The organism is Aliiglaciecola sp. 2_MG-2023, assembly GCF_030548145.1.
Classification (GTDB): Bacteria; Pseudomonadota; Gammaproteobacteria; order Enterobacterales; family Alteromonadaceae; genus Aliiglaciecola; species Aliiglaciecola lipolytica_A.
On sequence record NZ_JAUORY010000001.1, the window covers coordinates 402,678 to 427,621 of the forward strand.

Here is a 24,944-nt window from a genome sequence, read left to right on the forward strand (position 1 = left end):
AAATCTGAGGGGAGGCCTATGTCTAGTAAAAGTTTACCTGCTTACTTACAGCAGGCATTGCAGCAGCACGTGGAACAATCGCAACTAACTCATGATGATGAGTTGGAGAATATTTACGTGCGCTTAGCAAAACTTAACGAAAACGTAGAGAAAATGAAGCAAGCCATCCTACTCAAGCGTGCACAAAAACAATCTTAATACGGAAAGTAATTTTACGCGCTAGGAAAATTTACGGTTAATTCGTGTCTTCTTCAGGTGGCATGCTGTAATAAGCTGGTAATACTCTCACGGTTTTCACCATGTTATCTTTAATTTCAATAACCTCTATAGGATAACCATAAAGACGAACACTGATGTTTGCGTCTGGAATGTCTTCTAAGTGCTCTAATATAAGTCCATTTAGTGTTTTTGGACCTTCGGTCGGAAAATGCCAATCCATTTCTTTATTCAATTCTCTAAGGTTAGCACTGCCATCAACCAAGACACTGCCATCTTGTTGAATATTTGCTTCTTTGGAATGATCTGGCGCAATACTAGTGGTGAAATCACCAATAATTTCTTCTAGGATATCTTCAAGTGTGACTAAGCCTTGTATATCGCCGTATTCATCAACGACTAAACCAATTCGTTCTTTGGCCGCTTGAAATTGATACATTAAGGTGTGCAGAGGTGTTGATTCTGGAGTGAAGTAAATTTCTCGCACTGCACGCAACAGGCTCGCCTTTGTAAATTGATCTTTAGACAACAATCTTAATGCGTCACGCATGTGAACAAAGCCAACTGCATCGTCAATACTGTCTCGATACAACAGCACACGAGTGTGTTGTGCGTTGACTAATTGGCGCTGAATATCCTTCCATTCGTCATTAATATCAATCGATACAATTTCACTACGTGGGATCATAATGTCTTCAGCGGTAACTTTTTCTAAATCTAAAATACCGACTAGCATTTCTTGGTGCTTCTGAGGGATCAAGGCACCGGCTTCATGCACAACTGTGCGTAGCTCTTCTCGACTTAAATTTTTACCATCATTGTTGACCGGATTAACCCGCAACAACATTAATAATCCATTACAAATTCCGTTGATAAGGTATACCAAGGGATATAACAGGAACATTAGGGGTAATAGAATAATCGAACTAGGGAAGGCAATTTTCTCAGGATACAGAGCGGCCACGGTTTTTGGTGTGACTTCAGCAAAAATCAGAATCACAAAGGTTAAACCGAAGTTGGCGATGGCTAAACCCCAAACATCACCGAACAAACGCAAGCATAAAATGGTTGCTACAGATGCAGCAGCAATATTAACTAGGTTATTGCCAATCAGGATCAGGCCAATTAATCTATCCGGTCGCGATAGTAACTTGGTTACACGAAGCGCACCTTTGTGGCCTTCATTTTCAAGGTGTTTCAGGCGATATCGGTTAATAGACATCATTCCTGTTTCAGAACTTGAGAAATATGCAGAAAGAAATATCAGAATGCCGAGCAGAGTTATTAACGTACTCGTCGAGATGTCGTCCAACTAAATTGTTCCTATATTAAGGTTCAGGTATGAATGTATGTTTATCTTCATCAGTATTCAAGCTGAATATTTAAATACTTCACGAGCCAAGTATAACTTCTTTCACAAAACGACTACCAAAATAAGCCAATGTGAGTAAGAATGCGCCAACTAAGGTTGCCGATATAACCGGTTTTCCGCGCCATCCCCACTTGTGATGACCTATTGCAGTAACTGAAAATATTATCCACGCGATTACTGACAATATGGTTTTATGCGCTTGTTCTTTTGCCCACATATTATCAAGAAATACGAAACCGCTGATCAATGATAAGGTCAAAAGTATGGTTCCAGCTAACAATAATTTAAAAAATATTGTCTCAACTGTCATCAAAGGAGGTAGCGAAGAATGCAAAAGAGATGTTTTTTTCTGTTTTAGACGTTCATTTATATAAGCCAATTGAAGGGCATATAAAACCGCAATAATTAGACAGCCATAAGCCAGAAGAGCCAAGGTAATATGAATCACCAAGTCCGGTTGCAGTTGAATTTGCATGATATGTACTTCTGGGATCAACGCACCAAGCAATACTATTAGGGCAGAAAAACCGAATACAACAGGCATTAAAATCGCGGTAGCCAAAGCAAATGATGCGACCGTCATAGTTACTGTTACTAACCAAGCAATTAATGACGCAACATTGAGCATGCTCATATTCGCACCTGGAGCTTGATTGAGGGCTTCAATTAACAGATATAGATGCGTTGTTAAGGCTAAAAAAGCCGGTATTATCATCAGTTTAGGGTTCGGACCTTGGTGATGAAATAAGCGAGAGGTTACCCAGCCTGCGGCGAACAGATAAAAAACGATGCAGACAATTTGTATTAACACTTTTAAAAGCCCTATGGTAAGTAGTAGTAATTCAAACAGTTAGAGTTAGAAAACGGGATAAGTTTACCGTATATATTAGATCAGCCCAAATAAATCTTCTTAATAGTAAGGTTCTTATATTCAAATACATTAGGTATAATCCTGACTATCAGAAATAGGAAATAATAGAATTATGTTTGAGAACCTCACAGAACGTTTAGGTAAAACGCTTAGAGACATTAGCGGTAAAGGCCGATTAACCGAAGATAATATCAAAGAAACTTTGCGTGAAGTCAGAATGGCTTTACTTGAAGCTGACGTAGCTTTACCCGTAGTGCGTGATTTTGTTGCGCAGGTTAAAGAGCGCGCAGTGGGTACTGAGGTTACTAAAAGTCTTAAGCCTGGACAGGTTTTCATCAAAATTGTCCAATCTGAACTTGAATCAGTTATGGGGGCCGCTAACGAAAGCCTCAATCTAGCGGCGCAGCCTCCAGCGGTTATTTTGATGGCCGGTCTTCAAGGTGCGGGTAAAACCACCAGTGTCGGTAAGCTTGCAAAATACCTAAAAGAACGTGAAAAGAAAAAAGTCTTGGTGGTCAGTGCCGATGTTTACCGTCCAGCGGCGATTAAGCAACTGCAAACCCTTGCCGAAGATTTAGATGTGGGCTTTTTCCCATCCAGTTCACTGCAACGTCCTATCGATATTGCCAATGCCGCAATTGATCACGCTAAAAAGCAATTTTTTGATGTATTGATTGTCGATACCGCGGGTCGCTTACACGTTGATAATGAAATGATGGGGGAAATCAAAAACCTCCACGAAGCGGTAAAACCAGTCGAAACCTTGTTTGTGGTAGACGCCATGACGGGACAAGATGCCGCCAATACGGCTAAAGCTTTTAATGAAGCGTTACCGTTAACCGGGGTGATTCTGACCAAGGCTGATGGTGATGCTCGAGGTGGTGCAGCATTATCGGTTCGTCATATTACCGGTAAACCAATTAAATTTATTGGTATGGGCGAAAAGCTCGATGCCTTAGAACCTTTCCACCCTGAGCGAATTGCTTCTCGCATATTAGGGATGGGGGATGTACTGAGCCTTATTGAAGAAGTTGAGCGCAAAGTTGACAAAGACAAAGCGCAAAAACTGGCCAAGAAGGTTCAAAAAGGAAAAGGCTTCGATCTGCAAGATTTTAAAGAGCAGTTAGAACAAATGCGCAACATGGGTGGCATGATGGGCATGATGGATAAATTGCCTGGCATGGGTAACATGACTGCGCAAATGAAAGAAAAAGCCAACGACAAGCAGTTCACGCAAATGGAAGCCATTATTAATTCCATGACTCCTGGTGAACGTCAGCGTCCGGATATTATTAAAGGATCACGTAAACGTCGCATAGCCCAAGGCTCTGGAACGCAAATTCAAGACGTCAATCGCTTGCTCAAGCAGTTTATGCAAATGCAAAAGATGATGAAAAAAATGTACGGTGGCGGCATGAAAAAAATGATGCGTAGCATGAAGGGCATGATGCCACCAGGTGGTGGAATGGGGGGACCTGGTCCTGGCGGTATGGGCGGAATGTTCCCACCCAAGCGTTAATTACCTTTCGTTTTTAAGCTGGAGGAATATCCTCCAGCAATCTGTGTGAATATCAGCAATAACAATTAACTCTTATCACAGCTGTTAAATATTCATTTCGCGCTAATTTCATATCTAGCCTTTTTTCACCGAAAAATACTGTTTGATGCTTTAAATCCCCGTTTACATTTTGCTTCGTTTAGCGGTCTAACAAACCTTAAAACTGTCACCCTTTTTAACACTTTGCCAATTGATGATTTGCAACCTACTAATAACGAAGGTAAAAAAAATTGGCTGATTAATTGCTTGTTTTTTAATCACCATTTAACCCAGGATAATATTATGAAAATTAAATTCATGATAAAGATCTCTTACGTGCTACTTCTTTCTACTTTCTCTTATTTAGCCAATGCTAGTTTCATGTTTTCAGCAACCTTGGAAGGGGAGCAGGAAGTTCCATCCATTGTAACCACAGCCTCTGGCATGGCGATGGGGGAGCTTAGTGGAATGTCAGGTTCCTATGTATTTAACTATCAAATAGATTATATGGATTTAAGCTCGCCAATTATTGATATAGCTGGTGGTGGACATTTTCACAACGCACCTCTGGGGGCAAATGGAGGAGTGATTCACCTCTTTGACACTGACACTTTTACTTTTCTCGGGACAACCTCAGGCTCAATTATGGGCGGCTGGCGTTTCGATGATGTCACCAACCCGCTTACCGATGCTCTAGCTGAGCAACTCATGGCTGGTAATGTCTACATTAACTTACATACTCAAAACTTTAATGGCGGTGAATTGCGCGGCCAATTAACCGTAATGCCTGAGCCGGCAACTTGGTTTTTATTCGTGACGGGTATGTTATTTGTAATGAGTCGCAATAAAAGGGGTTGTTAGCTAACTGTGTTGATGTACAAAATTAGCTAAATTATTAAAAGATGGGGGGGAACCTCCATCTGTAGTTTTTTAGCTGCTTAGAGTCAAAACACCTAAGTTTAACCATTTTCACCACTAATTTATTCGGCAAATTGTATTCTGGTATTACGACTAAATTTCGTCTCAAATAGCAATTTAATCCACAACGGAATAAATACATAAGATGAGGTCACGTCTATTGCTGGTTTTTGCAGAACAGCAATGTTAATTTTTTTCGCTTTAGTTGGCATCCTGTCTGCAGATTGAATCTACTTCTATTGTTTGTACAATTGAGCACCGCGTAACAGATTTCCTCTTATATTGTTATGGTGCTGCTGAAGATTACTTAAAAAGGAGGAGTTACTATTTCATGTTAAATTTAATCGGTATTACCAATAGTTTTCGGATCAGTGGTTTAGTTGAAGATGCCAAACAGATTGATGCTCAACTGCATAGGGTTTTCACTGCATGGGGTAAACTCAACTTTTATTCCACCACCAGAGACGCCTATTATGCCATTTTGTTGGCAGAACAGGGGGAAATAGCCTGGCCAATGAGTTATTAGAAACTGTCGAGGTGAAGGATTATTATTTGATGGAAAATTTAAAGTATTTGCCTAGTCGTTACCAAATTACCCAGACATCTGCTTATCAAGAAAAGATGAATACGTATGAACAATTACTTGAAATAGAGCGAACTGAGTTTAAACAGCGCTGGCAAGAGCTTGGGTTAGACGTGTTTTCCGAGGCTAATTAAACTGCGTTTTAATCACTCTTATTTCATGTTTATTCTGACAGTTTTTAATATTCACGGTTAATTGTTTAAATATTAGCATTTTTAAGCCTTTCTTAGTTGCATTCCTAAGCCATATCAGTATAATTCGGCGGCCTTGATTTTCGGTGTCTTTGACATTAAAGAGCAGGGCAAACAAGTTAACAGTAACGCTATTACGAGTTTGAGGCATTTATATGGTTACTATTCGTTTACAGCGTGGTGGCGCTAAAAAGCGTCCATTTTATCAAGTAGTGGTTGCAGACAGTCGTCGTGCACGTAACGGCAAGTTCATTGAGAACATTGGCTTTTTCAACCCAACTGCACAAGGTCGAGCAGAACGTCTGCGTTTAGATCTTGAGCGTGTTGAGCATTGGGTAGGACATGGTGCAACTTTGTCTGACCGCGTAGCTCGCTTGGTAAAAGATGCAAAAGTCGTAGCTGCGTAAGCACTACAGAAATTGAGGTATAGATGAGTCTAGCGTCTGACACAATAGTGATTGGCAAAATCGGTGCACCTTATGGTGTGAAAGGTTGGGTTAAAATCACTACCTATACTGATGAAACACAGGGTGTATTTGATTATTCACCATGGCTTTTGGGCGATGGTAAAAAAGAATATATCGTTGACCTCTGGCGAACGCACAATAAAGGCGTTGTCGCGAAACTGGTTGGGGTGGAATCTCGGGATGATGCTGAAAGTATCAAAAATCTGGAGATTTTCATTAAAGCTGAACAGCTACCTGAACTGGCCGATGACGACTATTACTGGCGAGACCTAGTCGGCATGCAAGTGGTAACTGAAAGTGGTTATGATTTGGGTGTAGTGAAAGAACTGTTTGAAACTGGTGCTAACGATGTGATGTTAGTAAAAGCCAATTCAAATGATGCTTTTGGTCAAAAAGAACGCATGTTGCCATTCTTGCGGGAGCAGGTTATTAAAGTGGTTGATATGCAGGCGAAAACAATCAAGGTTGATTGGGATCCTGGGTTTTAAATGAACCCACTAATGATAGATCAAGAGCCGAGCTCTTGTGAACTTCGTTGGTTTGGTGTGGTAAGTCTGTTTCCAGAGATGTTTAACAGTTTTACACAACAAGGAGTGACAGGTCGAGCGGTGAAAAACCGGTTGTTAGCAGTAGAATTCTTTAATCCAAGGGATTTTACTCACGACAAACATCGAACTGTTGATGACCGTCCTTACGGCGGTGGTCCTGGCATGCTAATGATGGTTCAGCCATTAACAGACGCAATACACGCTGCCAAGAAAGCAGCGGGTAAACAAACTAAGGTGATTTACCTTTCACCTCAGGGAAAGAAGTTAGACCAAGCCGGCGTGAAGGCATTGTCTGAAAATGACAGTCTGATATTTGTAGCCGGTCGTTATGAAGGTATCGACGAACGAGTCATACAGTCACAAGTCGACGAAGAATGGTCGATTGGTGATTATGTGCTTAGTGGTGGAGAACTTCCAGCGATGGTGCTAATGGATGCGATATCGCGATTTGTGCCAGGTGTGTTAGGGCATGAACAGTCAGCAGAACAAGATTCGTTCACTGACGGTTTATTAGATTGTCCTCATTACACTCGGCCAGAAAGTTTAGATGGTCGTAATGTTCCTGAAGTGTTATTAAGTGGAAATCATCAAAAAATCAGGCAGTGGCGGTTACAACAGTCGCTAGGGAGAACCTGGCTACGACGCCCTGAATTGTTAAATGACCTAGCTCTGACTGAGGAGCAAAAACGACTATTGGATGCATTTCAAAAATCGTTTTCGCAGCAAGATGACAGTTAATCTAGGATGAGAGGATATGATGAGCAAAATCAGTCAAGATATCATCAAGAAAATTGAACAAGAACAGTTAAAAACTGATCTTCCGTCTTTCGGGCCGGGTGACACAGTTGTTGTTAAAGTACGAGTTAAAGAAGGCGACAAAGAGCGTCTTCAGGCTTACGAAGGCGTTGTAATCGCTAAGCGTAACCGTGGCCTACACTCTGCATTCACTGTACGTAAGATCTCTAACGGCGAAGGCGTTGAACGTGTTTTTCAAACACACAGCCCTGCAGTTTCTTCTATTGAAGTTAAACGTCGTGGTGCGGTACGTCGAGCTAAGCTTTATTATCTTCGTGAGCGTTCAGGTAAATCTGCACGTATCAGAGAAAAGCTTAACTAAGATTTTAATTAATGCGTTATTGTTAACTTGTGAAAACCCGCGAAAGCGGGTTTTTTTATGGCTGCTTGTTATTCTTGGAGCAACTTATTCAACCTTAACATTTTATTCATAATTTCAAATCACAGTGTAAAAGATTCTCAAGCAGGCCAAAGATTTTGTTCAGCCAAGCTTCAGTTTTTTCAAGTTATTATTCTAATTGTATGATTTACGTCAACATTTGAAAAAAGAAGCTAACTTATAATGACATTGGTATAGATTCTGCTTTTTAACCTCATAGTTGATTATTTATATGCAAGTTATTGGCAATAAAGTTGAAAAATTATTTAGTATTTTCACTAACGGAGACCAGAATGAAAAAAACACTTCTAGCAATTACCCTTTCAAGTTTGATTATCAGCGGATGTGCTTCTAATGCCAACAATGCTCAGAAGGGCGCGGGAATAGGGGCTGTGCTAGGTGCGCTAGCCGGAAAAGGTACTGGCGACAATGATAAAAGCCGATACGTATGGGGAGCAGCTTTAGGCGCTTTAGCAGGGGGCGCTATTGGTAACTACATGGATAATCAGGAAGAAGAGTTCCGTGATGAGTTGGCACAAAGTGGGGTTGAAGTGTATCGAGAAGGCGACAGTATACGTCTTGCCATACCAGGTAATATCACGTTTGAAACAGGCAAAGCGTCAATTGTTACCAATTTTTATCCGGTCTTGAATGATGTCGCTAAAGTTATCAATCGCTATGAAAAAACGCGTTTGAGCGTTGAGGGGCATACTGACTCAGTGGGCGATGCCGCTTATAATCAACAATTATCGATCCAAAGAGCCAATAGTGTCGCAGCATACTTAGAATCAAATGGCGTAGCTACCAGTCGTTTGCAAACCTTAGGTTTTGGCGAGTCTCAACCCATAGCCACCAACGACACGGCAAGCGGTCGCCAACAAAATCGTCGAGTGGAATTACGGATTATACCTGTGCAATAATAGCGGTACCTCCATAAGCGTGTAGATTTATGCTTTTATCTGTCTGTATAAATCTTTTAAACGGTTTCTTTTGAAACCGTTTTTGTATTTGCAATAAACTCACGCAGACTTATACCAATGAAACGATTACCACAAAAATGATGTATTTAGATAAAGATTGGAGAGTACTGACCGTTGGTGATGGTGATTTGTCTTTTTCCTGGTCTATTTTCAAAGATTTAGCGATTAAAAATGTGACAGCGTCTGTTTTAGACGACAAGGACACTTTAACCAGCAAATATAGTAAAAACCAATTAGCTAATTTACACGCTCATGGTGTGAAGGTTTTGCATGAGTTGGATATCTGTAACCAGAGTAGTTTTTCGAGCAGTCTACATCACGCTTTCGACCTGATTATATTTCAATTTCCGTTAATCCCCGCTTTTTCTAATAAAGCCGAATTCGATACCAAGGGAAAGTTACATAAAAACACCTTAAATAGATTACTTATCTGGCGCTTTTTACAACATAGTTTTGATTACTTTCTTGATCCAAAAGGAAGGCAGTTAGCTTACATCACTTCCAAAGATGTAAAGCCGTATTCCCATTGGAATATTGAAAACTTAAACCCAGTGCCGGAACAAATCAATTTTTTAGGGTACATGACATTTCAGCCAACTGATTTTCCCCGCTATCAACTACGCAATGTCGATCGCGATAAAATCCTCAAGTCTACCGCTAGCAAAACCTATGTTTGGGGAAGTAAAAACATTGATTACTCTGAACTTAATTTAACCCCAAGTTCAAAACATCAAGCGAATTGTTGTTCTTTATGCGGTAAAGGGCCATTTTCTGCTGATAAAGATTGGCAAGAGCATTGTTCATCTTCATTCCACCTTCGTTTAGCTGGTTATGAACAGCTTTGGCAATCATATCTTAATCACAAAGAGCAAACACAAGGTTAGATTTGAAAGGCCGTGTAAGCGAATAGGGTGGGTGGTTTATGCTTAGTTATCATTGCCAATGATTCGAAAAAATGGGTGCCATCATATAGAGTGCTTATCAGTATAGAGGAAGTCGTGCGTAATGAATGATTTGAGCGAAAAACAGAAAATGTTAGCCGGGTTGGAATATTTCCCCAGTAACAAAGAAATGCACGCTGAGCGGATGCACGCTAAAACCCAATGTCATTTGTTCAATCAACTAGAACCAAAAGACTATAAACAGGGAATGAAGTTGCTCAAAGCGTTATTTGGAAGCTGTCATAACTTTTGGATAGAGCCGCAATTTTATTGTGATTATGGCTACAATATCCATATTGGTAAGAATTTCTATGCCAATCATAATGTCGTCATTTTAGATGCGGCCCCTGTGACTATTGGCGACGATGTTTTACTTGCTCCTAGCGTATTAATTTCTACCGCTACTCATCCTAAAGATCCGCAAAAGCGCAAAAAAGGAATGGAAACAGCCAGCCCTATTACCATTGGTAACGGAGTGTGGATAGGCATGGGCGCTAAAATTTTGCCTGGAGTAAACATCGGCGAAAATGCCATTATTGGCGCCGGCGCAGTTGTAACTAAAGATGTTGCAGAAAATACCACTGTGGCTGGCGTGCCGGCTACAGTTATTGATAATAAAAACAATCAACGCGATTAATTAACTAAAAATTCGTTACTAAACAGCGAGAGAGAGCTAAATGCAAGAAATCATCACAACACTCGAAAATAATGTTTTAACCATGACCTTTAATCGCCCAGCGCAAAAAAATGCTATCAATCAGCAAATGTATGCTGAGTTGGCAAAAGGGTTAGAAAGAAGCTTAACCGATGATGAGATTCATTGTGTTTTGATAAGTGCTGAAGGTAACACTTTTACTGCAGGAAACGATTTAAAAGACTTTTTGCAGATGGAAATGACTGATGCCACACCAGTACAGTTGTTTTTGCGCGGCCTAGCGAAGATGAATAAACCATTGATCGCTGCAGTAAATGGACAAGCCATAGGTATCGGTTTAACCATGTTATTGCATTGCGATATTGTTTTGGCTTCAGAATCCGCTTCTTTTACAGCCCCTTTTACCAAGTTAGGGTTAGTGCCTGAAGCAGCATCATCTATTTTGCTGCCAAGTATTGTTGGCCATGCAGTTGCGAATGACATTTTACTGGCAGGTCGAACTCTCAGTAGCGCTGAAGCACTGAATTTTGGTCTAGTTTCTAGAGTGACTACAGATGATAATTTGGCGACTCTTGCTGCCGAGTTAAGTCAGCATATAGCTAGCTTACCTATTAAGTCGGTGATGAAAAGTAAAGCACTAATCCGTGATCCCCAAAGAGAAATCATCAACGACCAGATGAGCAAAGAAAATATCGAATTTGCTAATCAATTAGGTTCTGATGAATTTAAACAAGCAGTAGCGCCTTATTTTAAGAAGAAATAGGGCAAAATCGTCATTATTGGAGCGCACAAAGTTGTTAGGCTAAATATAGTTGAGAATCAATTTTTTGCGGTGTTAAATGGCATAGAATTCGTGTTTTATTCCATCATCAAGTGAACGAATATTTTGTGGCAAAATCAACAACTGCTGGATACACTCGAAGATTTATTGCTTGCTCGTAAGCGCGCTATTAGCGAGTACGATATTATAACTTTGCTTCAGCGTCCTCCCTATTCGATATTTGACAAAGAGGCTCTCAGGGAGCCTCTAACGCTCTTTCGTTGTCATTTTATATTGTTCCATCACTTATACTTGTTGCAAGAGCGCTGGTTGAGACAGGGGCATGGAATGTTGCGAATTAATGTAAGTACAATAGTGCTATCCCCATTGGAAAATACGAGTTTATCGATTGAAAAGCTTGATCCCCTAAAAGACTATTATTTGGATTGGCAAAACTTTGATTCAAACTCAGAAAATGATGTGCAAGAGATGTTGGCATCATTTTGGAGGCAGATGAAGGTTAGCTTCGCGCAGGTTAATCGCAAAGATAAACAGGCGGCATTAACATTGTTAGGGCTGGAGGCTAACTATGATATCGCTAAGTTAAAATTTAACTATCGAAAAATGCTCCATAAACATCATCCCGATAAAGGCGGGGATGTGGAAATATGCAAAAAAATAGAGTGGGCATACAAGATACTTAAATAACCTAAAATCACAAATAGGCAGTACTGCAATTCTGTTTAGTTGATTGTCAGTATTACCGTCAACTCGCTAGGAATATCAACATCAGTTCCGAAATAGCCCAAAGAACCCTCGTTATTTTTTAGATATTCTAAAAGTTCGGCTTCGGAACCGACTTCTTTAGGTTCTTTTTTACGACCGGTAAAGCGCATCTGCGCCCAAAAAGACTGAATTCGGGACTCAGTAAGGCCGATCACTTTTGTATTAAATATAAGTCGAGTCTCATTGTCAGGAGAAAGGGCAATGGCGTGCAAATCATAGGGAATTGCGCCACCCATAAATAAATTTCTAATTTGCTGACGATTGAGTTGAATGGATTTATCAGCGGTATTGGCGACAACAATAATCGCTTCAGCCGAAGCCTTATGCGCGCAACTAAACAACGTGAGCAGAATAAGAATGAGGTAAGGTTTCATTAAAATACCCACTCAATACCCAGTTGGTACAAAAGCCCATGGCCATCAAATCCACCTAAATCTTTGACTGCATAATCATTGCTGATATTGTCTTCAGCTTCCACAAAGGTCATTTCTGCTTTGAAGGCTAAATTGGGGTGATAATCCCAGCGAATTCCCACTTTAGTACCTTCTGCCTTGTCATCAGGAAAGGCCGCTAAAACGGCTAAATAAGTGGCCGCAAGTGTATCTAAGTCTGGTGATATACCAAATGGAATTTCGTTGTCTGGGTGGTCAAAGTGCAAGTTCTTTTTACTGTAAGATATGTACGCTGTGTAAGGATAGAAATTATAACCAACAGAGATATAAAAACTATCGATGTCTGCCACTAGGCCACTTTTACCGTCAAATCTAGATATTTCACTGCGTATAAAATAATCTACATTCTCATAATTGGCACTAAAATGATAAAGTTGGATAATACCGCTAGCGTTCAACCAATCAGCACTGTTGCTGAATCCTAACTGGCGTAACAGATGGCTAAATTCACTCGCTTCTGATTGTTCAATATTGACATCACCCTGGTTGAAGGATGCTCGCACGGTGAAATTGTTGTAATACACGCTTGCATTGACACCAAAAAGACCAATTACCTTGGTATTGATTTCTTGGCTATTTAAATAAATTTTGTCGTCGAATCGCCCCCAGTAACCTTCGTAACTAATTAACCAGTCTTTTAAGGTAAATTCATAGTTAGCTAGCAGACCATCGAAAGTTGAAAAGAAAGCCGTGTCGTAAAATTGTTGTGGTAAGGTCAACCAAGGATAAGCAAAGCCCACATCTAAACTGTCACTATAATTAAAAAACGGAATACGTTGTCTGCCAAGTTTGACTTGTAATGAATTGCTGGGGGCATAGGTGAGATAAAGCCACTCTAAACCTGAGTTACGCTGCTCATCGGTAAAACCGACAACTTGTCCTGTAAAGGATATTTCATCATTTAATAAGTAATCGGCCTGAATGCCTAATAAAGATTGTTTATCCAAACTAACACTGTTGTCGTAACCGACGTATTCAGCGTTTTCATCATCAAGGTAGCCTAAAATTACTCGTGCAAACCCGGAAAATTGGAGTTTTTCATTGCTTTGGGAAAGGGCAGGCGAACTAAAACCGAATAACATGGTGACGATACAAAGTGTGATTTTTACAGTTGGGACTTTCAAGTTAAGAAACATTCTGAATAGGAAATATAGTTACCTATAAAATACTCTGCTAAAAGCCAGAGTCAATAAACATAACCACTTAAATTCTAATAAAAATATAAAATTTGGCATTTGAGCTCTGAACAGCAACAAATTAGTATTTTTTCTTGAGTTTTGCTATTCCTCTAAGAAATTAAGAGAGTAACTTATTAGAGTGTAAAAAGTGGCTAAAGTAGCTTTCATCTAAAGGTTTACTTAACCAATATCCTTGTATTTCATCACAGCCCATCTGGGTTAATAGATCAACTTGTTCACTCTCTTCTACACCTTCTGCTATTAGTGTCACCCCCAATTCATTGCCAAGCTCTATAACACTTCTTACAATTGACTTGTCTGCTTTATTAAGGTGCATATTACGCACGAATGACTGATCTATTTTGAGTTTGGTTACGGGGAAAACCTGTAAGTAACTTAAACTTGAGTAACCGGTTCCAAAATCATCGATAGCTAATTTAATGCCCATTTGGTTTAGCTGATTTAACGTGTTTATGGTATCGGCTTCTTTATTAAACAGTACCCCTTCAGTTATCTCCAATTCAAGATTTTTGGCGGCCAAGCCACTGCTTAACAATGCGCGTTTTACCATTTTAACAAAGTTTGGTGCGGAAAATTGTTTGGGGGATATATTTACCGCAATAACAATATCTTCAAACCCCATTGCGACTATGTGTTGTGCTTTTTGACACACACTCGTCAGAATCCAATCACCTAAAGGTAAAATTAAACCGGAATGTTCAGCTAAGGGAATAAATTCAGAGGGCGAAATCCATTGTTCATCTAATTGCCATCGAATTAATACCTCAGCCCCAATGATTCTTTTTTCTTTTAGAGAATATTGGGGTTGAAAAAACAACTGGAAATGATTGTCTACTATGGCTGAACGCATCGCATCTTGAAGGCTGTTTTGTCGCTCTACTGATTTACCTAGCTCATTACTGAACATCATATAATCGGTAAATTCCTGACTTGCAGAGTTTTCTAGTGCAATACGAGTATTGCGGATAATTTCGTCTGCGCTTTTTCCATCTGATGGAAAACTAGTAAAACCATAATCAAGTTTGACAGAATGCTGTCCTGAAAATAGCTGGTTTTTTACCTGATTATTTATCGTTGCAACTATTTGTTTGACTGTTGCGTGGCAGTTACTTTTTTGAAAAACTAGCCCAAAACTCTTTTCAGTTAATTGGAATAAACGCACATTTTGATGTTTTTCTACACAGGTGCCTTGGAGTAAATCAGAAAGTTCTTTCATTACTTTGCGGCTGGTTTCAAAATCGTTGTCAGCCAACAACTTGGAGTATGAGCGAATCTCTATTTGACCCACGGTAAAAGTTAATCTTTGATCCACCATTTGCTCAATAACTTGTTTAAAAACATAATGGTTATCCAAGCCTGTATCGGGGTTAATTTGGGCTTGTGAATCACGTTTTTGTTCCTCAAGTTTACGACTAGAAATATTAACCATATTAATATTCCATTGCTTTGCATTAGCATGCCACAATAATTCGCAGTCAAATGTATGTTGATTAATTTTGAATTCAAAGTGTTGTTGTTTTTCGTCTGCTAAGGCGCTGTTTTGATAATCAACTAAGTTCTTCGGTAGCAGCGACTTAGGATCATTGCCTGGATACCCTAGTTCTTTTATAAATCCCGTTGCAGTGGTGTTCATAAAAACAACTTGATTGTTTTTATCCAGAATAATAAATAAATTTGAGGAGTGTAGCGGATATAAAGCGAGGCCCTTGTTCAGTTTAGCTTTACGTATCCAAGGTAATAATATCTTCGCCAAAATTACAACTGCTACTACGCCTAAACTAACGAACAGTAGCGAATTGATTAACACGTTGGCCTTCCACAATACCCTGTTAATGGAAGCTGAATTATTAGCGAAATTGAATTTGCCATTTAAAAGTCCTTTTTATTTGCTGTGAAAAATCTTCACCTGAAACGAATCAATAGGTTTCATTATTAAAGGTAAACGATCAGACCTCAAAGATCGAGACTTGAAGTGGATTTAATCTTCACAAAGTGGGTAAAATTACTACCTTCTGTTTATTTGTTGTAAATTACTTAAGCCCTAGTTTTGATCCTGTAAACCGTAAATTTTTGTATTATTTTAAAATCCAATTAAGTGCCTATTAACTCCCTTTTTTAGCGTATTCGCACAGCAATCAACCGAAATCACTGGTTTTAGTAAATTCTGGTTGCACTACCGAATAAAGGCTGGTAAAAAGTCAAGCCTGTTTTGAAAATTGATGTAAATATTGTTGTATTGAAAAGTTTACATGGGTTTTCTGGTTAAGTTTTTGCGTTTTTAGATGTAGGTAATCAAAGATAGTTATGTATAAAGATTTAGTAAATAATGTACACGTTAGCGCCGAAGACGTGCTAGTGACACCTGAGCAGTTAGCTCAACAGCTTCCAGTGAGCGCCAAGGCCCTTAAAGCAATCGAAGATTCCCGAGCGATTATCAGCGACATCATTCATCGTAAAGATCATCGCCTTTTAGTTATTTCCGGTCCCTGTTCAATTCATGACATTGAATCCGCTAAAGAGTATGCACTCAAGCTCAAAGAACTGCATGAGTCATGCAAAGACACACTATTTATTGTGATGCGTGTTTATTTTGAAAAGCCTAGAACTACGGTTGGTTGGAAAGGCATGATTAATGATCCGGCACTAGACGGCACATTTAATATCGAAGCCGGTTTGCGCAAAGCCCGTGAACTGCTGATTTGGTTGGCTGATTTGGAAATTCCACTTGCCACTGAAGCATTAGATCCCATTAGCCCACAATACTTAGCTGAGTTATTTAGTTGGTCGGCAATTGGGGCGAGAACATCTGAATCTCAAACTCACAGAGAAATGGCCAGTGGCTTGTCTATGCCGGTTGGCTTTAAAAATGGTACTGACGGTAGTTTAGGAATCGCGATTAATGCGCTGCAATCTGCTGCTTCAGGTCATAGTTTTATGGGCATCAATAAGCAAGGACAAGTCAGTGTAATTAAAACCCAGGGTAACCCTGATGGTCACATTATATTGCGCGGTGGTAAGCAGCCTAATTACGACTCTGTGTGTGTATCCGAATGTGAAATCGAATTGAAAAAGTCCAATTTACACGCTGGTCTAGTTGTTGATTGTAGTCATGCTAATTCAAGTAAAGATTATCGTCGTCAGCCGTTGGTAGCGCAAAATGTGGTTAACCAGATTTTGGAAGGCAATCAATCAATTATTGGTATCATGTTGGAAAGTCATTTACGTGCTGGCAATCAAAAAAGTGACGGCAAGCTACCGGGTGAGCTAGAATACGGCATCTCCATAACTGATGGTTGCATCGGTTGGGAAGATACTGAAGATTTGATTAATCGGTCTAGAGAAAAACTCATTACGGTATTGCCAATGAGATTAAATAAATTTAAAGATTCTGCTTAAGGTAAAACTAGCATGCCAGACAAACCCATTTCGCTTGATGAATTACGCGTCAAAATTGACAAATTAGATAGCCAATTGGTCGATATACTGGCTCAACGAGCCAGTTTGACCACTCAAGTTGGCGAGTTTAAGAGTCGCACTGGTATGCCTATTTATGTTCCTACGCGGGAAGCTGAACTGATTGCAAAACGCCGAGACGAAGCACAAGACAAAGGCGTTCCGCCGAATTTAATCGAAGATTTGCTACGCAGAATAATGCGAGAGTCATACCAAACTCAGAATAACCAATATCTGTGTAAAGCCCCTGAAGTTAAAAAAATTGTGGTAGTCGGTGGAGCAGGGGCTTTGGGACGTATTTTTGTGGATATGTTTACCCGAAGTGGCTATGCAGTGACCGTGCTCGAACAAAGCGATTGGCCAAATGCTGCAGATATACTCGCTAACAGTGAGTTAGTGTTGGTAGCCGTGCCTATCAAAATAACTGAATCTATTATTCAAAAACTAGGTCCATTATTGCCGGAAAATTGTATTTTAGCCGATGTGACTAGTACTAAGCTTAACCCGCTCAAAGCTATGATGGCCTGCCACAAAGGGCCTGTTGTTGGCTTACATCCTATGTTTGGTCCAGATGTACAAAGCTTGGTAAAACAAGTGGTTGTGGTGTGCGATGGAAGACAACCTGAAACATATCAATGGTTGGTTGAACAAATCAAAATCTGGGGTGCTATCGTGCATGAAAGCACGGCAAAAGAGCACGATGATGCCATGGCATTTATTCAGGTAATGCGCCATTTCAGTAGTTTTGTGTATGGCGCTCACTTAGCCGGTGAAGATCCTGATCTGAATCAGTTAGTTGCCTTTAGTTCGCCTATTTACCGCCTAGAGTTGGCAATGGTTGGCCGATTATTCGCGCAAGATCCCGAGTTATACGCAGATATCATTTTCACCAATGCTGAAAGTATAGGTTTGCTTAAACGTTTCCGTGATCGTTTCGATGATGCTTTAAAACTATTAGAAGAAGGTGACAAAGGTGAATTTGTTAAACAATTCTTTAGTATCGGACATTGGTTTGGCCCTTACGCCAAGCAATGTTTGGTTAGCAGTAAAAAGCTATTATTGAAGGCCGACGATGACAGAGTTATGGATGTTAATTCCTAACATTAGGTAGATGTTACAGTTTTTGCGTTAACAAAAAAATGCCCCTATTAGGGGCATTTTTTATGCCTAGCAGTGCTAAGCCGTTAAGGCGTTTACTGCGGCGACTTTAGTCGCATTTATTTCTTCATTAGGGTAACAGCCAAGCACCTTAAAGTATCGGGTCGTTGCTGCTAATTCTTCTAGGGTTTTTTGCATCGGCCCATCTTGTACATTACCTTCTACATCAATATAAAACATCTCTTCCCATGGGTTGCCCGTGATTGGTCGAGATTCTAATTTGGTCATATTGATTTGATTATTTTTAATAATCAATAAAGCATCAACTAGGGCCCCTGGTTTTTGCACTGTTGACATAACTAACGTCGTTTTAGCAGGCACTTGTAATGGTACTTTCACTGCATTTCTAGCGACAACAATAAAGCGGCTATGATTTTCTTTTTGATTAGCCAGATTCGACTTTATTGCAGCTAAGCCGTAAAGCTTACCTCCCGCCTCACTGCCAATTGCTGCCACAGATTCACTATTAAGTTGATTAACCATTAACATTGCTGCCGAGGTACTGGCACAGGGTTTAACTTCTACATTCCCTAATTCCGCTAAAAAATAACTGCACTGAGCAAAGACTTGAGGGTGGGCATACAGTGTTTTTATTTTGCTAATATCCGTATCTGTTGATGCTAACAATGAATGATTTATCGGATGAGTTAGCTCACCAACAATTGACAAGCTAGTATGCTGCAGTAAATCGTAAACTTCGTTGATACTGCCCGATGTTGTGTTTTCGATAGGTAGTACCGCATAGTCAGCTTGATTAGATTCCACTTTTTCGACAATTTCTGCAAAACTAGAACAGCCAATTTCTAACAATTCGCCAGCTCTTCTAGAAAAGTATTTTTGTGTCGCTAAATAACTGTACGACCCTTTATCACCTAAAAATGCAACACGGCTCAATGGCAGACGACTACCTGGATTGGCTCGTTCCGCTAACAGTGCCTGTTGGTTGAGTACTGAGTCTTCAATCACTACGTGGAATATTTGCGTGACGTAATGTGGATCTAGGCCATACTCTTGTCCTTTTTTGATCAACCTGATCAAAAGCTCTTCTTCTCGTATATGATCTCTAACCGGAATTTGATTGCGAATTTTTGTTTCCGCAACACTGTTGGTATATTGTTGACGTTTTGCCAACATCTCCAGTAACTCGGAGTCAAGAGCGGTAATTTGTTCTCGTAATTTTTGTAGTTCTGAGGTCGACATAAAATTCACTTTATTTAAACTATAAATGCAAAGCCTCCAACTATGGAGGCTTTGCAGAAAACTAGTGGATTATCATATTTTCCCATTGGCCGTGGATAAAAGTAATGAAACCGGTTTTGAGCGCCTTTTTCAGGTAAATATAATAACTATCTGTAAGTTCTTCAAAGGAGTAAAGAAACCAGTTGCAAGCTAGCTTCATCACTGGATTTGATAGTGGTGAGCAGAATCTATTAATTCAACGCCATATTGTCAATCTCAAGATGATATTAGTTATTGCTAATTTCAATGTAACTTCGTTGAATTAACCGTTAACTACCTAACAAAGTGGCAAGAATTTTACGTACCTCTTGTGCTTCAAAGGGTTTGTCACATAACGCGTTAACACCGGTATGTTGGATATTCGCCATGTGAGCACTATTGGTGGCTTCTGAGGTTACCATAATGATTGGAATATGCGAGGTGTCCGGATTAAATCGGATATACTCAGATAATTCACGACCATCCATTTCTGGCATATTGTAGTCAGTGACAACCAAGTCGAAAATATTATCTTTGAGCAGAGTCAGTGCTGTTGCGCCATTTTCAGCTTCTTTAATATTGCTTAATCCCATGCCCTCCAATACGCGGTGAATATGATTTCTCGCCAAACGACTGTCATCCACTAATAGCACTCGCACATCCTTAATATCGTACAATTCTAAATCCAATTCTTCAGAATTAATTAAGTCTAGAGTGGCATTTAATGCTCTTGCTAGATGCAAGGGTTCAAAAGGCTTAGGTAAAATGGCTGCGACACCGGCCTGTTTAAATTCTTCTAATTTGGCGACGCGATTTTCACTACTCACTAACATAAAAGGAATTGAGGCTGTTTCCACGTTACCTTTAATGTGTTTTATTAAATCTAAACCTGTTCCATCTTCAAAATACATAGCACTTACCACCACATCACTACCGTGAGATCTTAGTACGCTTTTAGCTTCTGCAAGAGTGGAGACAGAATCTACGGAGCCGACATTTTCTTTGATTAACAAAGATGAAATGATTTTTCTTTGGGTGTCAGATGGCTCAATTAGTAGAATATTGACGTCGCTCAACGAAATATGGTTCATAAAAATCCTGAAGTGATGTTGTAAAGGTTAACCGCCTGCAAGTTTGACTGTTAGACCTTTTTTCTCTAGAAGCAGTTTAATTTTATCGCGATTATCACCTTGGATTTCGATCACGCCGTTTTTAATAGCACCGCCTGTTCCACAGCTTTTCTTTAACTCAGAACATAGATTTTTTAAAGCCTCTGCTGGTAAGTCAACGCCATCTATGGTGGTCACACCTTTACCTTTCCGGCCTTTGGTTTCGCGGCGAATCCTGACTATCCCATCAGTGTTTTTTGATTTCGGTTGTTCTTTTACTTGAGGTTCTAATCTACCGATGCCGGTGCTGTATACAAGATTATTTTGTGACATATGTGAAATAATTGAATCTAAGGATATCTCCAGTTTAGACAAAAAATGCACCTATTAAAACCACATCAGAATGATCAATGCATTTAACTGGTACAAACTAACTCGCTGAAACAAATTTATCTTGGCTATACTAAAAAGAGTTGCCAAATAGAATCTGTGTGCGAAAGTAGGGGCAATTTAGCAAGAAGTAAAAAATGGAGTCACAAATGAGCTTGGAGACCCGCCCCGGTGACGGAGGAAAAGAGCTAATAATCTACATGGAAGAAAAATTCGATTTTGGCAAAGTACAAGAATTTAGAGACGCTTATTTATCCGCTTCAAATGATGTTGAAACAATCATAGTAGACCTGTCGAATACAGAATACTTGGACAGTTCCGCATTAGGTATGTTGTTGAATATGCAAAAAGCGATGGAGGATAAAGTTACCACCTTTAAAATTGCTAACAGTCGTCCACAAGTGGCTAAAATTTTAAAGATTTCACGTTTTGATAAAAAGTTCGATATGACCTAGATGAGTCAATACCTTTGCGTATATTAATAGTTGATGATGAATCCCTGAATCGGTTCATGCTGGTTCATATGTTAGAAGAGGCTGGATATTTAGATTGCTTCGAAGCTGAGTCGGGTAGAGAAGCGCTGCAATTAGCTAAAAATATTCGTCCAGACCTTGTGTTACTTGATGTGGTTATGCCTGATATGGACGGGTATGACGTGGCCCCGCTTCTTAAAAAAATGGCAGGTGATATCTACCTACCAGTGATATTTATTACCGCCATGGATGATCAGCCTGCGTTAGCTCGATGTCTTGAAGTGGGCGGTGATGATTTTGCTACCAAACCTTTTGACCGAACTATTTTAACCGCAAAAATAAGAGCCCATGCCCGTACTCGACTATTGAGTATTCGCACCAATAAGCAAAATGCCGAATTAAATTATTTTCGCAGGGGCGTAGAACGAGAGCACGCCATTGTTGAACATATTTTTGCGAATGCCTTAACTATCAATCAAGCCACCACGAAATATTTTGACTATCGCTTAGCCCCGGCCAGTACATTTAATGGTGATGTGTTTTTAACTGAACCTAGTCCCTCTGGAGGCATGTACTTTTTAATGGGTGACTTTACCGGTCATGGTTTAGCATCAGCTATTGGTGCGCTTCCTGTGGCTAGAGCATTTCAAGCGATGTCTAGAAAAGGCGTTTCAGTTTCTGAAATCTCACAAACCCTCAATCAAATTCTTTTAGCATTGCTGCCCTCAGATATGTTTTTTGCGGCAGTTGTCGTTGAAATTTCAGCGTCAGGTCATCAGTTTTCTGTTTGGAATGGAGGCATGCCAGACCTCACCGTTATGACGCCTGAGGGGCGCATATCAAAACGATTTATTTCGTCGCATATGGCAATGGGGATTCTTGAAGTCGATGAGTTTGAGGAAAATGTTGAATACTTTAATGCAAAAATCGGTGACAGATTAATAGGATACTCCGATGGCGTTATTGAGCTTACCAACGCTGAAGAACAAATGTTAGGGGAAGAGGTGGTAATGAGTTGGTTGGCATCCAATCCTTTGATGACTGTAGAACAAATTATCCAGCGAACTGAAAAATATAGAGGAAAAGCCGAGCAACTAGACGACATAACCTTCGTGAGTTATACCTGCCAAAATCTTGATGATTTAAAAGCTGAAATCGAAATTACGCGATTACCCTTTAACATTAGTGTTGATATGAAAGTCGAACAGTTAACCCAATTTACGCCAATATATGATGTTGTGGTGATGGTGTGTAGCCAGTTGGGTATGCAAAAAGTGCGTTCTGATTTATCTACTGTGATTAGCGAATTGTTTATGAATTCTTTAGATCACGGTATTTTGAAATTAAATTCAGATATTAAAAAGTCCACTGAAGGGTTCTTCGAATATTTTAAACTGCGTAATCAACGATTAGCGAAATTGACTCAAGGCGAAATCAAAATCGCGATTAGTTTTACCCCTAATATCAATATTTTGACGATTAATTTATCGGACTCGGGGGAGGGTTTTGACTTTCAAAAAATTCAGGCAAGCCAAGACTCGGATACCTATGGCAGGGGAATTCCTCTAATTAAAACATTATGTCAAAGCGTTCAATATTCCGATCAAGGACGCTCTGTATCAGCGAAAATTAAGGTGTAAATAGTGATAACAATACGACAAGCTTCAGAAGCCGATATCCAAGCGCTAGTGGATTTTAATCAAGCAATGGCTTGGGAAACTGAACAAAAAAAACTGCAAGGTGATGTATTAAGTGCCGGCGTCAGCGCACTTATTAAAGACAGAGCAAAGGGTTTTTATTTAGTTGCCGAGCAAGATGATGGTGCTATTGCTGGAAGTTTAATGGTGACCTCGGAATGGAGTGATTGGCGAAATAGCCAGTTTTGGTGGATTCAAAGTGTGTATGTTCGTCCTGAAAACAGACGCACAGGCGTATATTCAATGCTATATCAAAAAGTAAAAGAATTAGCTGAACAATCCCAAGGGGTTTGTGGCTTTCGATTATATGTTGAGCACGATAATTTGGTGGCTCAAGAAACCTATAAAAAACTTGGCATGAAAGCGAGTCATTATTATATGTTTGAGACTGAAAACTAAATACGATTAAAGGTTAGGGTGGAATTTGAATACCACCCTTAAATTGGGTCAGCAAACGTAAATGTTAGTCCATTCAGCCCAAACCTCTTGTTTTGCGTTTAGTAGCGGTATTATTTTTACATTTCGCTTTAAAAATGTAGGAGTTTTTATGTTTAAAGCATTAGGTGATTGGTTTGAGCAACAATTACAACAAAATGAACCTGTGTCAGAAAAGCACACCGTTGAATTAGCCACAGCCGTACTTTTGTATGAGATCATGCGGGCTGACGGCAAGTTTGAAGAGTCGGAACAACTAGCTTATCAAACATTACTTAAACAGCATTTTGATTTATCAGCCAATGAACTAGACAGTTTAATCAAGTTGTCCTCAGATAAAGCAGGGCAAGCGGTGGATTACCACCAGTTTACCAGAACTATCAACCAACACTGTGATGTGCCAGAAAAGCTGCAAATTTTAGAATCATTGTGGCGGGTGGCTTATGCCGATAAACACCTTGATGTGCACGAAATTCACCTAATCCGTCGTATCTCAGATCTATTGCATATACCCCACAGTCAATTCATACAAAGTAAACTCAAAGTGACAGATAGTACCTCTTAACCCCAGTGAAAATGCCAATTGTCATTGATTGAAGACATGCTAACCAATTGAATTGTAAAGATAATATTAATCTTGAACGGTTGGTGTTGCGAAAAAGTAACGGTAGCACTTGGCTTCACTGTTCCTTCTAACGAAAATTAACTGTAAGTAATTGAATATATTACGTAATTCAAGTCTGGCATAAAACATGTTATAGCCCCTAGGTGTAACTGTGATAGCTGTACTGGTTCCTACGGCTTTTCAAGGAAGAACACAGCGAAGGTGACTTATAAATAACGGTTTTGTTATTGGCTGCGATGGCGTTTGCAACTTACTTTAAGTCATTCTGAATGCGTTTAATCGCATTGCATGGCAAGGATGCCTCTTCCTTTTCGCTAAGCAGTTCAAATGGAGATTGTTGTATGAAAAAGTTTATTTTTACGGGCTTAATGTTTGCGGGCATGATGATGCTGCAACCGGTAGTTAGCAGTGTAGCCCATGCCCAATCCGATCTTATTGCCGAAATGGACTTAGATGAAGACGGTATGATCAGTATTCGAGAAGCGGTCGCGGATCCTAATTTGTTGGCAGCGTTTGGCAAAATTGACACTAATGGTGATGGAAAGATCAGTGCCGAAGAGTTGTCCGAATCAAATATAATTAAACAAATTAACAAAAAAGCTTAGCTAAGCAGCGAGTTCGTTAATTTTTGACGCTTAACCTTTTTACCTCAACATTCTGGTTTTTTCGGCTCTGAAACCGTGTTACTTCCCTAAAAAACCTTATGTTGAGGTTCTTTATGAAAAACTCATTATTT

At 39.7% G+C, this 24,944-nt stretch carries 29 protein-coding genes; 21 read left to right on the plus strand and 8 right to left on the minus strand.

The genetic code is table 11. The features are described from left to right. Positions 1–18: 18 nt before the first annotated feature. Positions 19–198, plus strand: coding sequence for a hypothetical protein (locus tag Q4567_RS01655; protein ID WP_216048320.1), 180 nt, complete (start codon positions 19–21; stop codon positions 196–198). A gap of 37 nt (positions 199–235) precedes the next feature. Here the strand turns inward: Q4567_RS01655 and Q4567_RS01660 are convergent, their stop codons facing one another. Next, a complete protein-coding gene (locus tag Q4567_RS01660; RefSeq protein WP_216048321.1) occupies positions 236–1,528 on the minus strand; it encodes an HlyC/CorC family transporter in 1,293 nt (430 codons plus the stop codon). A gap of 79 nt (positions 1,529–1,607) precedes the next feature. After that, positions 1,608–2,399 carry an inner membrane protein YpjD gene (locus tag Q4567_RS01665; RefSeq protein ID WP_216048322.1) on the minus strand — a complete coding sequence of 264 codons (792 nt, stop codon included), beginning with the start codon at positions 2,397–2,399 and terminating at the stop codon, positions 1,608–1,610. Between the two features lie 172 nt (positions 2,400–2,571). Between Q4567_RS01665 and ffh the strand changes: the two genes are divergently transcribed. From ffh to Q4567_RS01730, 13 genes are all read left to right on the plus strand, one after another. Then, positions 2,572–3,978, plus strand: a complete 1,407-nt coding sequence (ffh, locus tag Q4567_RS01670) for a signal recognition particle protein (protein WP_303499105.1) — start codon at positions 2,572–2,574, stop codon at positions 3,976–3,978. Positions 3,979–4,299: 321 nt separating this feature from the next. Continuing rightward, positions 4,300–4,857 (plus strand): CHRD domain-containing protein, encoded by a 558-nt coding sequence (locus tag Q4567_RS01675; RefSeq protein ID WP_303499106.1) that lies wholly within the window; start codon positions 4,300–4,302, stop codon positions 4,855–4,857. 388 nt (positions 4,858–5,245) lie between these two features. Next, complete coding sequence (locus Q4567_RS01680; protein ID WP_216048325.1) at positions 5,246–5,440, plus strand: hypothetical protein; 195 nt, start codon at positions 5,246–5,248, stop codon at positions 5,438–5,440. Positions 5,441–5,469: 29 nt separating this feature from the next. Next, the gene (locus Q4567_RS01685; protein WP_216048326.1) at positions 5,470–5,631 is read left to right on the plus strand and encodes a hypothetical protein; all 162 of its coding nucleotides are present in this window, start codon (positions 5,470–5,472) and stop codon (positions 5,629–5,631) included. Positions 5,632–5,843: 212 nt separating this feature from the next. Continuing rightward, the gene (gene rpsP / locus Q4567_RS01690) at positions 5,844–6,095 is read left to right on the plus strand and encodes a 30S ribosomal protein S16 (protein WP_216048327.1); all 252 of its coding nucleotides are present in this window, start codon (positions 5,844–5,846) and stop codon (positions 6,093–6,095) included. Between the two features lie 23 nt (positions 6,096–6,118). Beyond that, entirely contained in the window at positions 6,119–6,643 is a 525-nt protein-coding gene (gene rimM, locus Q4567_RS01695) for a ribosome maturation factor RimM (RefSeq protein ID WP_216048328.1), read from the plus strand. After that, positions 6,644–7,441, plus strand: coding sequence for a tRNA (guanosine(37)-N1)-methyltransferase TrmD (trmD, locus tag Q4567_RS01700; RefSeq protein ID WP_303499107.1), 798 nt, complete (start codon positions 6,644–6,646; stop codon positions 7,439–7,441). A gap of 19 nt (positions 7,442–7,460) precedes the next feature. Next, positions 7,461–7,820, plus strand: a complete 360-nt coding sequence (gene rplS, locus Q4567_RS01705; RefSeq protein WP_216048581.1) for a 50S ribosomal protein L19 — start codon at positions 7,461–7,463, stop codon at positions 7,818–7,820. A 350-nt stretch (positions 7,821–8,170) separates the two neighbouring features. Then, positions 8,171–8,797 (plus strand): OmpA family protein, encoded by a 627-nt coding sequence (locus tag Q4567_RS01710; protein ID WP_303499108.1) that lies wholly within the window; start codon positions 8,171–8,173, stop codon positions 8,795–8,797. 137 nt (positions 8,798–8,934) lie between these two features. Further along, positions 8,935–9,741, plus strand: coding sequence for a Rossmann-like fold-containing protein (locus Q4567_RS01715; RefSeq protein WP_303499110.1), 807 nt, complete (start codon positions 8,935–8,937; stop codon positions 9,739–9,741). A gap of 121 nt (positions 9,742–9,862) precedes the next feature. After that, a complete protein-coding gene (locus tag Q4567_RS01720; protein WP_303499112.1) occupies positions 9,863–10,435 on the plus strand; it encodes a sugar O-acetyltransferase in 573 nt (190 codons plus the stop codon). Between the two features lie 40 nt (positions 10,436–10,475). Further along, a complete protein-coding gene (locus Q4567_RS01725; RefSeq protein WP_303499114.1) occupies positions 10,476–11,216 on the plus strand; it encodes an enoyl-CoA hydratase-related protein in 741 nt (246 codons plus the stop codon). A gap of 123 nt (positions 11,217–11,339) precedes the next feature. Beyond that, positions 11,340–11,921 (plus strand): DNA-J related domain-containing protein, encoded by a 582-nt coding sequence (locus tag Q4567_RS01730; RefSeq protein ID WP_303499115.1) that lies wholly within the window; start codon positions 11,340–11,342, stop codon positions 11,919–11,921. 35 nt (positions 11,922–11,956) lie between these two features. Here Q4567_RS01730 and Q4567_RS01735 read toward each other — a convergent pair whose 3' ends face one another. From Q4567_RS01735 to Q4567_RS01745, 3 genes are all read right to left on the minus strand, one after another. Then, positions 11,957–12,373: a hypothetical protein gene (locus Q4567_RS01735; RefSeq protein ID WP_216048334.1), complete on the minus strand. Its 417-nt coding sequence runs from the start codon at positions 12,371–12,373 to the stop codon at positions 11,957–11,959. Next, positions 12,373–13,533, minus strand: a complete 1,161-nt coding sequence (locus tag Q4567_RS01740; RefSeq protein ID WP_303499143.1) for a porin — start codon at positions 13,531–13,533, stop codon at positions 12,373–12,375. The genes Q4567_RS01735 and Q4567_RS01740 overlap by 1 nt, the downstream gene beginning before the upstream one ends. Before the next feature lie 214 nt (positions 13,534–13,747). Continuing rightward, a complete protein-coding gene (locus tag Q4567_RS01745; RefSeq protein WP_303499117.1) occupies positions 13,748–15,457 on the minus strand; it encodes a bifunctional diguanylate cyclase/phosphodiesterase in 1,710 nt (569 codons plus the stop codon). Between the two features lie 497 nt (positions 15,458–15,954). Here Q4567_RS01745 and Q4567_RS01750 point away from each other — a divergent pair, with 497 nt between their 5' ends. After that, complete coding sequence (locus Q4567_RS01750) at positions 15,955–17,046, plus strand: 3-deoxy-7-phosphoheptulonate synthase (RefSeq protein ID WP_216048336.1); 1,092 nt, start codon at positions 15,955–15,957, stop codon at positions 17,044–17,046. A gap of 12 nt (positions 17,047–17,058) precedes the next feature. Next, complete coding sequence (gene tyrA / locus Q4567_RS01755; protein WP_303499118.1) at positions 17,059–18,204, plus strand: bifunctional chorismate mutase/prephenate dehydrogenase; 1,146 nt, start codon at positions 17,059–17,061, stop codon at positions 18,202–18,204. Between the two features lie 75 nt (positions 18,205–18,279). Here tyrA and pheA read toward each other — a convergent pair whose 3' ends face one another. The 3 genes from pheA to yciH form a co-directional block, all read right to left on the minus strand. Beyond that, on the minus strand, positions 18,280–19,461 hold the full coding sequence (gene pheA, locus Q4567_RS01760; RefSeq protein ID WP_216048338.1) for a prephenate dehydratase: 1,182 nt from the start codon (positions 19,459–19,461) through the stop codon (positions 18,280–18,282). A gap of 308 nt (positions 19,462–19,769) precedes the next feature. After that, positions 19,770–20,570, minus strand: coding sequence for a response regulator (locus Q4567_RS01765; RefSeq protein ID WP_216048339.1), 801 nt, complete (start codon positions 20,568–20,570; stop codon positions 19,770–19,772). Positions 20,571–20,597: 27 nt separating this feature from the next. After that, positions 20,598–20,921, minus strand: a complete 324-nt coding sequence (gene yciH / locus Q4567_RS01770) for a stress response translation initiation inhibitor YciH (RefSeq protein ID WP_216048583.1) — start codon at positions 20,919–20,921, stop codon at positions 20,598–20,600. A gap of 206 nt (positions 20,922–21,127) precedes the next feature. Between yciH and Q4567_RS01775 the strand changes: the two genes are divergently transcribed. The 5 genes from Q4567_RS01775 (at position 21,128) to Q4567_RS01795 (ending at position 24,813) form a co-directional block, all read left to right on the plus strand. Beyond that, positions 21,128–21,433, plus strand: a complete 306-nt coding sequence (locus Q4567_RS01775) for an STAS domain-containing protein (RefSeq protein ID WP_303499120.1) — start codon at positions 21,128–21,130, stop codon at positions 21,431–21,433. A 14-nt stretch (positions 21,434–21,447) separates the two neighbouring features. Further along, positions 21,448–23,091 (plus strand): fused response regulator/phosphatase, encoded by a 1,644-nt coding sequence (locus Q4567_RS01780; protein ID WP_303499121.1) that lies wholly within the window; start codon positions 21,448–21,450, stop codon positions 23,089–23,091. Between the two features lie 3 nt (positions 23,092–23,094). Further along, on the plus strand, positions 23,095–23,547 hold the full coding sequence (locus Q4567_RS01785; RefSeq protein ID WP_303499123.1) for a GNAT family N-acetyltransferase: 453 nt from the start codon (positions 23,095–23,097) through the stop codon (positions 23,545–23,547). A 148-nt stretch (positions 23,548–23,695) separates the two neighbouring features. Beyond that, positions 23,696–24,148: a TerB family tellurite resistance protein gene (locus tag Q4567_RS01790; RefSeq protein ID WP_303499124.1), complete on the plus strand. Its 453-nt coding sequence runs from the start codon at positions 23,696–23,698 to the stop codon at positions 24,146–24,148. 401 nt (positions 24,149–24,549) lie between these two features. After that, a complete protein-coding gene (locus Q4567_RS01795; protein ID WP_252729088.1) occupies positions 24,550–24,813 on the plus strand; it encodes a hypothetical protein in 264 nt (87 codons plus the stop codon). The last annotated feature ends 131 nt before the right edge of the window (positions 24,814–24,944 follow it).

Bases quoted from the DNA above. Each gene is read 5' to 3' on its own strand.
- Q4567_RS01720 (WP_303499112.1), top strand. From the start codon at position 9,863: ATGAATGATTTGAGCGAAAAACAGAAAATGTTAGCCGGGTTGGAATAT.
- Q4567_RS01725 (WP_303499114.1), top strand. From the start codon at position 10,476: ATGCAAGAAATCATCACAACACTCGAAAATAATGTTTTAACCATGACC.
- Q4567_RS01750 (WP_216048336.1), top strand. From the start codon at position 15,955: ATGTATAAAGATTTAGTAAATAATGTACACGTTAGCGCCGAAGACGTG.
- Q4567_RS01680 (WP_216048325.1), top strand. From the start codon at position 5,246: ATGTTAAATTTAATCGGTATTACCAATAGTTTTCGGATCAGTGGTTTA.
- Q4567_RS01675 (WP_303499106.1), top strand. From the start codon at position 4,300: ATGAAAATTAAATTCATGATAAAGATCTCTTACGTGCTACTTCTTTCT.
- tyrA (WP_303499118.1), top strand. From the start codon at position 17,059: ATGCCAGACAAACCCATTTCGCTTGATGAATTACGCGTCAAAATTGAC.
- Q4567_RS01685 (WP_216048326.1), top strand. From the start codon at position 5,470: ATGGAAAATTTAAAGTATTTGCCTAGTCGTTACCAAATTACCCAGACA.
- Q4567_RS01795 (WP_252729088.1), top strand. From the start codon at position 24,550: ATGAAAAAGTTTATTTTTACGGGCTTAATGTTTGCGGGCATGATGATG.
- Q4567_RS01790 (WP_303499124.1), top strand. From the start codon at position 23,696: ATGTTTAAAGCATTAGGTGATTGGTTTGAGCAACAATTACAACAAAAT.
- rimM (WP_216048328.1), top strand. From the start codon at position 6,119: ATGAGTCTAGCGTCTGACACAATAGTGATTGGCAAAATCGGTGCACCT.
- Q4567_RS01715 (WP_303499110.1), top strand. From the start codon at position 8,935: ATGATGTATTTAGATAAAGATTGGAGAGTACTGACCGTTGGTGATGGT.
- rplS (WP_216048581.1), top strand. From the start codon at position 7,461: ATGAGCAAAATCAGTCAAGATATCATCAAGAAAATTGAACAAGAACAG.
- Q4567_RS01710 (WP_303499108.1), top strand. From the start codon at position 8,171: ATGAAAAAAACACTTCTAGCAATTACCCTTTCAAGTTTGATTATCAGC.
- Q4567_RS01765 (WP_216048339.1), bottom strand. From the start codon at position 20,570: ATGAACCATATTTCGTTGAGCGACGTCAATATTCTACTAATTGAGCCA.
- pheA (WP_216048338.1), bottom strand. From the start codon at position 19,461: ATGTCGACCTCAGAACTACAAAAATTACGAGAACAAATTACCGCTCTT.
- Q4567_RS01735 (WP_216048334.1), bottom strand. From the start codon at position 12,373: ATGAAACCTTACCTCATTCTTATTCTGCTCACGTTGTTTAGTTGCGCG.
- Q4567_RS01655 (WP_216048320.1), top strand. From the start codon at position 19: ATGTCTAGTAAAAGTTTACCTGCTTACTTACAGCAGGCATTGCAGCAG.
- ffh (WP_303499105.1), top strand. From the start codon at position 2,572: ATGTTTGAGAACCTCACAGAACGTTTAGGTAAAACGCTTAGAGACATT.
- yciH (WP_216048583.1), bottom strand. From the start codon at position 20,921: ATGTCACAAAATAATCTTGTATACAGCACCGGCATCGGTAGATTAGAA.
- Q4567_RS01775 (WP_303499120.1), top strand. From the start codon at position 21,128: ATGAGCTTGGAGACCCGCCCCGGTGACGGAGGAAAAGAGCTAATAATC.
- rpsP (WP_216048327.1), top strand. From the start codon at position 5,844: ATGGTTACTATTCGTTTACAGCGTGGTGGCGCTAAAAAGCGTCCATTT.
- Q4567_RS01740 (WP_303499143.1), bottom strand. From the start codon at position 13,533: ATGTTATTCGGTTTTAGTTCGCCTGCCCTTTCCCAAAGCAATGAAAAA.
- trmD (WP_303499107.1), top strand. From the start codon at position 6,644: ATGAACCCACTAATGATAGATCAAGAGCCGAGCTCTTGTGAACTTCGT.